The organism is Sulfitobacter sp. 1A13496 (assembly GCF_043557225.1).
GTDB classification, from domain to species: domain Bacteria; phylum Pseudomonadota; class Alphaproteobacteria; order Rhodobacterales; family Rhodobacteraceae; genus Sulfitobacter; species Sulfitobacter faviae.
This window is the reverse complement of record NZ_JBIFFP010000007.1, coordinates 124,881-135,724: the sequence shown is the minus strand read 5'-3', so window position 1 is coordinate 135,724 and position 10,844 is coordinate 124,881. Positions and strand designations below refer to the sequence as shown.

Sequence of the window (10,844 nt, the reverse complement as noted above, 5' to 3'; positions counted from 1 at the left end):
GGCACCCTGTTTCCGAGTGGACAAAGCCATCGCCATCCCCTTCGCGCCCTCCTCCGGGCGGCCACTGGTAGCGCTAACATATTCGAGCGAAAAAGATAGGTGGTTCTTCAACATTTCATATTTCCTCTACCCAAGGCGGGTTCGCCCCGGCCCGCGAAACGGTCACGGCGGCAACCCGCGCGCCATAGGCCAGCGCTTCGGAAAGCACCTCTGGCGCAAGGGTGGCAAGCGCAGATTTATGCAATTGCCCAAGCTCCGACATCTTGGCCAGAACGCCTGCATTGAACGTGTCGCCCGCGCCGACCGTATCAACGATTTCGGCTTTCACGGCGGGCACTTGCACCTCTTCGCCATTCGCCAGATAGCCCGTCGCCCCCTCGCCCCCGCGAGTCAGGATGACAACCGATGGGCCCTTCTTCAGCAACTCGGCCACCTTGTCGCGCAGCGACAGCGGCGCGGGGTTGATCCAGTTCAGGTCCTCATCCGACACTTTCACGATATCTGACAGCGCCAGCATCCGGTCGAGCCTTTGGCGATAGCGTTCGATATCCTGGATAAAACCGGGGCGGATGTTGGGGTCGATCATTACCGCGCGGCCCTCGGCGTTGCGCGCCAATAGCTCGGCATAGGCATCCGCCCCCGGCTCGCAGGCCAGACTGATCCCGCCGAAATAGAGCGCCGAAACCTCGCTCGACAGTGCGGGCATATCCTCGGGCGTGATCATCCGCCCGGCGGAGTTTTCGTCATAGAAATCATAGGTCGCATGGCCGCCCACCAGCCGCACGAAGGCCAGCGTCGTCGGACGGTCGGACAGGACAACATGCGACACATCCACATGGCTTGCCTTCAACCCGTCGACCAACTGCCGCCCGAACATGTCCGACGACAGGCCCGAGAGCATCCCCACCTGCGCACCGAGCCGCCCCAATGCGATGGCCGTGTTGAACACCGCCCCGCCCGCATGGGGCACAAAGCCATCGGGGCCCGCCTTGGTCGGGCTGGGGATCATATCGATCAGGGCTTCTCCGCAGCAAAGGATCATCTGTCAGCCTTTCAAAAATGCGTCACGGTCGACGAGGAAACGGTCCGAAAGCGGCAGGCTCGCCGCGCCGAGCGCGCGGGCATCGCTGCCGACGGTGCCTTCGCGCAATTCGGGAAGGGTGACGCCCGGCAGGGGCCGGGCGGCGAGGTGGCGGCGGGTGCGGGCGACCAATTCGGCGCGAACCTCTGCGGGCACCGACCCGTCGATCATCACCGTGTCGAAATCAATCAAACATGTCGCGACCCGGATCGCCTGCGCCAATGCCTCGGTCGTGCTGTCGAGCCATGGGTGCAAAATGTCATCGCCAAAGCCCCAAGCCGCCGGATCGCTCCAAGGGGCGCGGCGGGTCTCTCCGGCCTCTTGCAAGGCGCCCTCTAAAGTCGCCAAAGAGGCCACATCGACCAATTGCCGCGCCGCATCTCCGGCCAACGGCATGGAGCCGAGCGCCCCGGCATTGCCGCTTTTGCCGGTGTAGAGCTTGCTGTCCAGCACCAGCCCGCCGCCGACGAAATAGCCAATGTAGAAATAGAGGAAATCGCGCGGCTTGTCCTGCGCGCCAAAGACCAGTTCCGCGCCGCAGGCAGCAGAGGTGTCATTGCAGATATAGATCGGCAGATCGACCAGTTCCGCCAAAGCCGCTTCGATATCGAAGGTCTGCCACGCACTCAGATCGCCGCCCGCGACCTCCCATTCCCACATGCCGAACGGCAGGGCCACGCCCAGCCCGGCCACCCGCGCCTGCTGCTCGACGGAGAGGGAGGCAAGCGCGTCCCGCAAAGCGCGCGCGGCAAAGGCCATGACCGCCTCGGGCGTGGGATGGGCGTAGGTCTCGCTGCTGTGGCGGGTCACCTGCCCTTCGAAATCGGTCAGGATCAATTCGACGCTGCGCCGCCCGACCTTTAGCCCCAGAAAAAACGCGCCCTCGGCGTTCAGGCTGATCGGCACCGATGGCTGCCCCACCCGGCCCCGCACCCGCGCGCCTTTCTTCAGCAGACCCTCGGCTTCGAGGGCGCGCATGATGACGGAGACGGTCTGCGCCGACAGGCCCGTGAGCCGGGCAATCTCGGCCTTGGACGTCGGCCCGCTGCGCCGGATGAGCGACAGGACGAGCCGTTCGTTATAGGCCCGCATCCCGCTCTGGTTCGAGCCGCGCGCGGCGCGGTCGGCGACGGTCTGTAGCTGCTGCAAACTGGCCTCCCCCCGGTTCATGCGGCGTTTCACCGGAGAAATCCCAGATGGGAGCAAGTGAGTCAACGCTTAAATCAATCCAATTGACTTATTCCGCGATGAAGGGCCGACCGCCCAAAAGCGAGCGGCCCGCTTTTGCGGTTAATCCGCCACAGTGATCCCGATTTTCCCCATATGGGACTTTTCGATGAACGCCTCCTGCGCCTGCTTCAGATCGCGCAGCGCATAGGTTTCCGCCACAACAGGCCGGATTTCCCCGCGTTCGATATAGCCCACCAGATCGGCAAAAACGCTCGGCTCTTGTCGGGTGCTGCCCAACAGTGTCAGGTCCTTGAGGTAAAGCGTGCGCAGGTCCAACTCCACGATCGGCCCGGCAATCGCGCCCGAGGTCACATAGCGACCGCGCGTCACCAGCGCGTCGAGCAGCTTGGGCCAACCCGCCCCGCCCACGAGGTCGAGCACCACGTCATAGCTGTCCTCCGGCAGGGCCGCATCCCGGTCGAACGTCTCATCCGCGCCAAGCGCCTTCAGCGCCTCCATCTTGCCGGGGCTGGTCACCGCCGTCACATGCGCGCCGCGCCGTTTGGCCAGCTGCACCGCCGCAGAGCCGACCCCGCCCGAGGCGCCGGTGATCAACACACGTTCAGCCCCCAAAGCGGCCCGCTGTATCATCCCCTCGGCCGTCGAAAAGGCGCAGGGAAAGGAGGCGAGTTCAACGTCCGTGAGGGTGCTATCGACCCGCAGCGCAATGCTAGCCTCGGCGGTTGCATATTCCGCAAAACCGCCGTCCCGCTCCGATCCGAAGGTGACGAGATCATCCGGCCCCGCGCCCGCCGGGCTGTACATGGGCCGGATCAAAACCCGTTCGCCGATGCGGCCTTGATCGACACCCGCGCCCACGGCCACGACCTCTCCGCAGCAATCGGCCCCTTGGATGCGCGGAAAGCTCAAAGCGCCAGACCAGCCGCCATCGGCGTCCGACGCGCCATCGTAGCCTTCGCTCGCCGCCGAACCAGTGTCGCCGCGCACCGCTTTGGAATACCAGCCCGTGCGCGTGTTCACATCCGTGTTGTTCACCGCCGCCGCGCCGACGCGGACCAGAACCTCTCCGGCGGCGGGCTTTAGCACCGCGACATCTTCGCGCCATTCTAGCTTGTCCAAGCCGCCGTGGCCGGTCAGCAGCATGGCTTTCATGGTCTCTGGTAGTGTCATCGCGCGGGCTCCTTCAGGGTAGGATTGTCAAATGTAGAATGATTGCTCTACTTGCGTAGGTAGAGCGATCCCTCTACATCGTCAAGCATGATAGATACCAAAAGCAAGATCGCCGCCGGGCTGGAACGCGCCTTTGCCACGCGCGGCTTTGCCGAACCCAGCGTCGAAGACCTGCGCGATGCGGCCGGGGTGAGCCTGCGCACGCTCTACAAATACACCCCCTCGCGCGCCGAAATGGTGCTGGCGGCACTAGAGAACCGGCAACAACGCTACCTCGCGCTGGTCTTCGGCGATCTGCCCGATGCGCCTGCGGAGGCGCTGGAGACAATTCTGGCGCGCGTTGGGCAGTGGATGGAAACGGAAACCTCTCACGGCTGCCTGTTCCACGCCGCCGTCGCCGCCGACCCCGGCAGCGAAAAACTACACGCCTTGCTCTCGCGCCATAAGGCCGAGGTCGCGGCCAAGGCCGCCGCAGCCGCCGATCTGCCGGGGGCGGAGACCGAGTTGCTGTTGATCCTCGAAGGGCTCACACAGACTTGGCCGCTACGCGGGGCGCAGGCGGTGACCGCTGCGCAGCATTTGGCCAAAACGCTGCTGCGCGATGCGCGCCAGCACCAATGACATGCTAGGGACGTTTCCATGATGCAGGGCCACCGCTGGGGCGTGATCGCCATCCTTTTCGCCGCCGTAGTCTGGGGCACGACCGGCACCGCCGCCACCTTCGCCCCCGAGGTCAGCGCCGCCGCCATCGGTGCCGCTGCCATGGGGCTGGGCGGGATCGCACAGGCCCTCTTGGCCGGGCGGGGCATCCTGAACCAACGGCGGCGGCTCTGGCAACAGCGCCGCCTGCTAGTCATCGGCGCGCTGGCCGTGGCGGTCTATCCGCTGGCCTTTTACGGCGCGATGCGGCTGGCGGGGGTAACGGTGGGCACGGTCATCACCATCGGCTCCGCCCCGCTGCTCTCGGCGCTGATCGAATACCTGTTGGATGGCCGACGCCTGACCCTGCGCTGGTCCTTCGGCGCGGCGGTCGGGCTGATCGGCATGGGGCTGATCTGCTTGGCCGAGGGCGATGCCCATGACAGCGCCGTAAGCGCGCCTTCCGTCCCTCTGGGCGTTTTGCTGGGGCTGATCGGCGGCTTCACCTACGCACTTTATTCATGGAGCGCGCGCCGGATGATGTTGCAAGGCACCGGCTCTGCCGTGGCCATGGGGGCGACCTTTGGGCTGGGCGGGCTCTTGCTGATGCCGGTGCTGGCGGTCTCGGGCGGGGCGTTTCTGGCCTCTTGGACTAACGCCGCGGTGGGGCTCTACATGGCCGCTGTACCGATGTTTCTGGGCTATATCGCCTTCGGCTACGGCCTCGCCCGGGTGGAGGCGAGCACGGCCACCGTGATCACACTGTTCGAGCCGGTCGTCGCGGCGGTGCTGGCCGTGGTCATCGTGGGCGAGCGCCTGCCCCCGCAGGGTTGGGTCGGCGTGGCGCTGGTGATCGGCTGTTTGGCCATCATCACCCTGCCCGCCCCGCGGCGGCTGCGGCGGCACACACCTGCCCCGCCGCCACGCGCCACCTAAAGGGCCGCTGCCGCTAAAGCTGATCCGGCGGCGTCTCGCCCCGGAAGAAATGGTCGAGATTGTCCAGCGCCTTGAAGCCCATCGCATCACGGGTGGCCACGGTGGCGCTGCCGACATGGGGCATCATCATCACGTTGTCATGGGCCGCAAAGGCCGGGTTGCCGCCCGGCTCGGTCACGAAGCAATCCAACCCCGCCGCCCCGACATGGCCCGAGGTGAGCGCGTCGAGCAGCGCCGCCTCATCCACCAGATTGCCCCGCGCGGTGTTGACGATCACACAGCCTTTGGGCAGTCGCGCTAAGCGCGCGGCGTTCATCAGGCCCACCGTCTCATGCGTGGCGGGGCAGTGCAGCGAGAGGAAGTCCGAGACCGCCAGCAGATCGTCCAATTCGGCGTGATAGGTGGCCCCCGCCTCCGCTTCCGGGTCCAGACGGCGGCGGTTGTGGTAATGTATTTCCATGTCCAGCCCCCGCGCCTTGCGGGCAAAGGCCCGGCCCACGCCGCCCATCCCGATGATGCCAAGCCGCGCGCCGGAAAGCTGTTTTCCCACCAGCATCGCAGGCGACCACGACTGCCACTTCCCGCTGCGCACCAGCCGGTCCCCGGCAACCGCGTGACGGGCCGCCCCCAGCATCAACATCAGCGCCAGTTCCGCCGTGGCATCCGACAAAACGCCGGGCGTGTTCGTCACCACGATCCCCCGCGCCTTGAGGCTGGGCAGATCGCAGTGATCGACGCCCACGGAATGGTTCGCGATGATCTTGAGCCGGGGGGCAAGTCGGGCCACCACCTCGGCGCTGAAATGTTCGGAATGGCAGGGGATCATACCATCGACCCGCGCGCTCATCGCGATGATGTCCTCGGCGCTGCCGGGCTTGTCGGCGGGTTCCCAGATCACCTCGTAATCCCGCCGCGCGCGGTCGAGCGTGGCCTCGGAGAGCTGCCGCGTGATCCAGATGACGGGTTTGCTCATGGCTCAGTCCCGATCTTTCCGGCTGGAGGTGAAAAAGTCATAGGCCACAAAGGCCAAGGTCACCGCGACGATGATGATCAGGTCGATGCTGGGCACCTCTACGGCGAGGATCAGCAAAAACACCGCAATCGCGGTAAAGGCGAGCAGGGCAAGTAGGCGGTTCATGGTCTCATCCTCATTCAGTTGCACCATCGGCCCAGTCGAAAAGCCACTGGGCGCTGCGCATCAGACGCCCGTCTTGACCGTGACCGCCGACCAGTTGCACCCCCATCGGCAGCCCCTCTTCCGAGGTCATCAACGGCAGCGACACACAGGGGCTACCGCAGAGCGTCCAGAGACCGTTGAAGATCGGATCGCCGGTCGTCTCTAACCCGCGCGGCGCGGGGCCGGTGGCCGCGGGACAAAGCAGCACATCGCAACGGGTCAGCAGCTCTTCCAGCGCGGCGGTCAGCACTTTGGGCAGGTCACGGGCCGATTGGTAATCGCGAGCCAACACCTTGTTGCCCGCCTCCATCGCCTCCCGCGCCACGGGCGAGAGCAGCTCGGCCCCGTCGCGCAGATAGGGGTAGTAGTGATAGGCCATCTCGGCAAAGTTGATGCGTTTGCGCGCCTCGGCAGCCTCGTTGAAGACCGGCGGCAGGGGCATCTCGAAAGCCTGATCGCCAAGGGCCGCAACCAATTCTTCGAAGGCGGCGTGAAGCTGCGGATCGGCGTCCTCCCATCCCGGCGGGCGGACGAAACCGAAGACCGGCGGGATCGGCGGCGGGCTGGTGGCCTCGGCCAAGAGCGCGGGGGCCGGGGCAAGCTCGGTCGCGCGGTCTTCGGGGTCATGGCCGAACAGCACCTCGGCCATCAGCGCGGCCCCGGCGGGATCGCTGGCAAAGACGCCAATGGTGTCGAGCGAGGGCGATTGCGTCAGCACCCCCCGGCGCGGGATCGCGCCGAAGGTTGGTTTGAACCCGGTAACCCCGCAAAAGGACGCAGGCCGGATCACCGACCCGCCGGTCTGCGTGCCGATGGCCAAGGGCACCATCCCGTCGGCCACCGCCGCCGCCGACCCTTGGGACGAGCCGCCGGGGGTATGGTCAGGGTTGTGCGGATTGGTGGTCTTGTTCGGGTGCATGAAGGCAAGCTCGGTCGTGACCGTCTTGCCCATGATGATCGCGCCCTCGGACTTAAGCCGCTCCACGATGAAAGCATCACGCAGCGGCACGCGCGCCTTGTCCTGCGCAGCGCCGTTCTCAGTCGGGATGCTGCGGGTGTCGATCACGTCTTTCAGCCCCACCGGCAGCCCGTGCAAGCGCCCGAGCGGCCTGCCCGCCCGGCGATAACTGTCGAGCGTGCGAGCCTGCGCGCGGGCGAACTCGGGATCGAACCACGCCCAAGCGCCCACCACCCCTTCGCGCGCTTCGATCCGCGCGATGTAGCTTTCCACCAGCGCCAGCGCATCCAATGCGCCGGTCGCCAAACGGTCCCGCAGCTCGACCACGCCAAGGGCTGCCGGGGCGGTCATCCGTGCCTCAACGCCCATAGAACACCTCCGGTAGGTAGAAGACGATCTGAGGGAAGACATACATCAGCACCATCGACAGGATCACGCAGAACAGGAAGGGCATGACGCCCGCGAAGATCTGCGTCAGCCGCAACTCGGGCGGGGCGATCCCCTTGAGGTAATAGGCCGACATGGCCATCGGTGGCGTTAGGAACGAGGTCTGCAAGTTCAGCGCCACGAGGATGCCGAAGAACAGCGGGTCGATCTCAAAGACGGCCAGAAGCGGCAGGAAGATCGGCACGAAGATGATGATAATCTCGGACCATTCCAGCGGCCAGCCCAGCAGGAAGATGATGAGCTGCGCGAGGATCAGGAACATGATCGGCGACAGGTTCAGCGACTGCACGAACTCCGAGATCACATGCTCCCCGCCGAGGTAGGAGAATACCGCCGAGAAAGTGTAGGAACCGACAAAGAGCCAGCAGACCATCGCCGTGGTGCGCACCGTGAGATACACGCTTTCGCGCATCCGCTGCCATGTCATCGCGCGGTAAAGGAAGGCGAGGAAGATGCCGCCAAGCGCCCCGATCGAGGCCGCCTCTGTCGGGGTGGCGAGGCCGAAGAGGATCGAGCCGAGCACCGCGAAAATGAGGAAGGCCAGCGGCAGGAAGGAGGTGGCGATCATCAGCAACAGCTTGCCCATCGGCATGTCTGGCACCTCATCCGCCGTGGGGCGCGGGGCCGAGGAGGGCTGCAACAGCGAGCGCCCGATGATGTAGATCAGGTAAAGACCCACGAGCGTGAGCCCCGGCAGGAGTGCGGCCGCATAAAGCCGCACGATGGAAACATTGGTCGCCGCCGCATAGACGATCAGCATGATCGAAGGCGGGATCAGGATGCCCAGCGTGCCCCCCGCGCAGATGATGCCGGCGGCAAAGGACGGGTTGTAGCGCGCCTTCAGCATCGCGGGCAGGGCCAGAAGCCCCATCAGCGTCACCACCGCGCCGACGATGCCGGTGGCGGTGGCGAAGAGCGCGCAGGTGATCAGCGCGGCCACGCCCATGGAGCCGGGGATGTTTTTGGAGGCGATGTTGAGCGTGGTGAACAGCCGGTCGACGATATTCGACCGCTCCACGATATAGCCCATGAAGAGGAACAGCGGCACCGCCGTGAGCACTTCGTTCGACATGACCGTGAAGGTCTGGTTCACGAAAAGGTCGAATATTCGGTTGTTGAAGAACCCATCTATCCAGGTCGACCATTGCTCCCATTGGCCGGCCCCCTCGTCCAGCCGGTCGAAACTGCGCCACATGCGGCGCGCGTCGAAATAGGCGTAGTAGCCAAAGCCGATGCCCATCGCCATCAGCGTGAAAGCAATCGGAAAGCCCAGGAAAACAAAGACGATGAACAGCCCAAGCATCATCAGGGCGATTTGCGGATCGGTCATGTGAGATGGCCCTTTTCGGCCTTGTTGGCTTCGCGCATCATGAGGTCTTCGGTCTCAAAGACGTCTTCCTCGGCTTCGAGCCAGTAGTTGGAACGTATGGCGATGAGACAGCGGCAAACCTGCGCGATGCCTTGGATGAACAGCAGGATGCCCGCCGCCACGATGATCGCCTTGAATTGATAGATCGGAACCCCCGCCGGGCTGTTGACCGACACCTCGCCGTATGACCACGAGCGAGCGGCATATTTCCAACCTGCGAGGATCAGCGCGGTGACGCCGGGGAAAAAGAAGATGATATAGAGCACGAGGTCGATCATGCCTTGGGTGCGCGGCTGGAACAGCCGGTAGAGGAAATCCCCCCGCACATGGCCGCCCCGCGAAAGCGTATAGGCCCCGCCCATCATAAAGAGCGTGCCATACATGATGAAGGACACGTCCAGCGCCCAAGCCGTGGGATTGTTCAGCACATAGCGCACAAAAACTTCGTAGCCCGTGCCGATGGACATCAGCAAGATGAGCCAAGCGAAAGCCTTGCCGAACCATGCGGAAAGGTTATCGGCGAACCGAATGAAAGATATCATGATGTCCCCAATGTCTCGTAGAGCCCCCGGCGCATGGTGGCGTCGGGGGCCTCATTACTTGCGGGTATGCGTGATCACATTTTGATCTTGCCGGGGAAGTAATGCTCATAAGCAAGCCCGTAATCCGGCGAGTTCATCAACTCGTAATAGGCCACGCGGTCGACCCATTCGCGCTGGCTGTCGAGGGTCTTTTTCATGAAGGGATCGGATTCCAGCTCGGGGATCAGTTCATCCCATGCTTTAAGCTGCGCATCCAAGATTTCCTTGGACGTGCGCCGCACGGTCACGCCAGCCTCGTTTTGCAGGAACTGAAGGTCCGCCGAATAGCGGTCCATCGCCTTGGCCGTGTTCGCGGTCGAGGCCGCCTCGACCGCGTATTTCAAGATTGCCTGAAGATCGGGGTCGAGGTCTTCGAGGAACATCTTGGAGAACAGGAACTCAAAGCTCTCGGAGGCTTGGTGATAGGACGACAGGTAGTAGTTCTTAGCCACGTCCTGCGCGCCAAAGTCCTTGTCCGACGAGGGGTTGTTGAACTCAAAGGCGTCGATCACGCCACGCTCCATCGCGGGCACGATCTCACCGCCCGGCAATTGTGCCACCGACATGCCCAGCTTGGCCATCAGATCGGCCGCCAGACCCACGGTGCGGTATTTAAAGCCTTGCAGGTCGTCGACGGTATTGACCTCATTCTTGAACCAGCCGAAGGGCTGAGCGAACATCGGGAAGCCCATGTAGCCCACAACGTCGAGGCCCATGATGTCCTGCGTCAGCTCGTTATAGAGTTCCTGACCGCCGCCCTGATAGAACCACGACAGCATCGTGGTGGCAGAGCCGCCGAAAACCGGGCCGGTGCCAAAGAGCGATGCGGCCTTGTTCTTGCCGTACCAATAGACGGGCACCGAATGCGCCGCGTCGATCAGACCGTCGTTCACCGCATCAAGCACCTGAAACGCCGCCACGACCGCGCCCGCGGGCAACACGTCGACCTTCAGACGCCCGCCTGACATTTCCTCGACCCGCGTCGCATAATCGCGGGCAAAGTCTTGCCAGATGTTCGCGTCGTTCCACGACGTCTGCATCTTGATGACGATCGGCGCTTGGGCCAGCACCGCCGGTGCGGCCAGCATGCTCCCCGTCGCCGCCCCCCCAGCAAGTGCGGACTTCGTCAGGAACGAACGTCGATTGAACTTTTTAGTCTCAGTCATGTTTCCTCCTCCCAGAGTGGCCGCCCCTTTGCTTACTTGAAATACGCTATTGGTCGGGCGACCCGAGATCAGAGACTAACCAAATGATCTCATTTGGCAAGAATAGTCCGCAAGGGACTCTTCAAGTGC

At 64.0% G+C, this 10,844-nt stretch carries 11 protein-coding genes; 2 read left to right on the top strand and 9 right to left on the bottom strand.

Annotated features, from left to right (window positions below; translation table 11 throughout):
• Positions 1–115: 115 nt before the first annotated feature.
• The 3 genes from ACGYLX_RS15460 to ACGYLX_RS15450 form a co-directional block, all read right to left on the bottom strand.
• Positions 116–1,042 (bottom strand): carbohydrate kinase, encoded by a 927-nt coding sequence (locus tag ACGYLX_RS15460; protein ID WP_394450549.1) that lies wholly within the window; start codon positions 1,040–1,042, stop codon positions 116–118.
• A 3-nt stretch (positions 1,043–1,045) separates the two neighbouring features.
• Positions 1,046–2,173 carry an ROK family transcriptional regulator gene (locus tag ACGYLX_RS15455; RefSeq protein WP_394450629.1) on the bottom strand — a complete coding sequence of 376 codons (1,128 nt, stop codon included), beginning with the start codon at positions 2,171–2,173 and terminating at the stop codon, positions 1,046–1,048.
• Positions 2,174–2,371: 198 nt separating this feature from the next.
• A complete protein-coding gene (locus ACGYLX_RS15450; protein WP_394450547.1) occupies positions 2,372–3,442 on the bottom strand; it encodes an alcohol dehydrogenase family protein in 1,071 nt (356 codons plus the stop codon).
• 87 nt (positions 3,443–3,529) lie between these two features.
• On the opposite strand from ACGYLX_RS15450, the gene ACGYLX_RS15445 reads away from it, so the two are divergent.
• Together ACGYLX_RS15445 and ACGYLX_RS15440 are read left to right on the top strand one after the other, a co-directional pair.
• Entirely contained in the window at positions 3,530–4,063 is a 534-nt protein-coding gene (locus ACGYLX_RS15445) for a TetR/AcrR family transcriptional regulator (RefSeq protein WP_394450545.1), read from the top strand.
• Positions 4,064–4,081: 18 nt separating this feature from the next.
• Positions 4,082–5,017, top strand: a complete 936-nt coding sequence (locus ACGYLX_RS15440; protein WP_394450543.1) for a DMT family transporter — start codon at positions 4,082–4,084, stop codon at positions 5,015–5,017.
• Positions 5,018–5,030: 13 nt separating this feature from the next.
• On the opposite strand, the gene ACGYLX_RS15435 is transcribed toward ACGYLX_RS15440, so the two are convergent.
• The 6 genes from ACGYLX_RS15435 to ACGYLX_RS15410 all read right to left on the bottom strand — a co-directional run bounded on the left by ACGYLX_RS15435 (position 5,031) and on the right by ACGYLX_RS15410 (position 10,715).
• Positions 5,031–5,990, bottom strand: a complete 960-nt coding sequence (locus ACGYLX_RS15435) for a 2-hydroxyacid dehydrogenase (protein WP_394450541.1) — start codon at positions 5,988–5,990, stop codon at positions 5,031–5,033.
• 3 nt (positions 5,991–5,993) lie between these two features.
• Positions 5,994–6,155 (bottom strand): hypothetical protein, encoded by a 162-nt coding sequence (locus tag ACGYLX_RS15430; protein WP_209217120.1) that lies wholly within the window; start codon positions 6,153–6,155, stop codon positions 5,994–5,996.
• A gap of 10 nt (positions 6,156–6,165) precedes the next feature.
• Positions 6,166–7,521, bottom strand: a complete 1,356-nt coding sequence (locus tag ACGYLX_RS15425) for an amidase (RefSeq protein WP_394450539.1) — start codon at positions 7,519–7,521, stop codon at positions 6,166–6,168.
• Complete coding sequence (locus ACGYLX_RS15420; protein ID WP_168613426.1) at positions 7,511–8,929, bottom strand: TRAP transporter large permease subunit; 1,419 nt, start codon at positions 8,927–8,929, stop codon at positions 7,511–7,513. The genes ACGYLX_RS15425 and ACGYLX_RS15420 overlap by 11 nt, the downstream gene beginning before the upstream one ends.
• Positions 8,926–9,510: a TRAP transporter small permease subunit gene (locus tag ACGYLX_RS15415; RefSeq protein WP_093928097.1), complete on the bottom strand. Its 585-nt coding sequence runs from the start codon at positions 9,508–9,510 to the stop codon at positions 8,926–8,928. The genes ACGYLX_RS15420 and ACGYLX_RS15415 overlap by 4 nt, the downstream gene beginning before the upstream one ends.
• A gap of 74 nt (positions 9,511–9,584) precedes the next feature.
• Positions 9,585–10,715 carry a TRAP transporter substrate-binding protein gene (locus tag ACGYLX_RS15410; protein WP_394413657.1) on the bottom strand — a complete coding sequence of 377 codons (1,131 nt, stop codon included), beginning with the start codon at positions 10,713–10,715 and terminating at the stop codon, positions 9,585–9,587.
• Between the last annotated feature and the right edge of the window lie 129 nt (positions 10,716–10,844).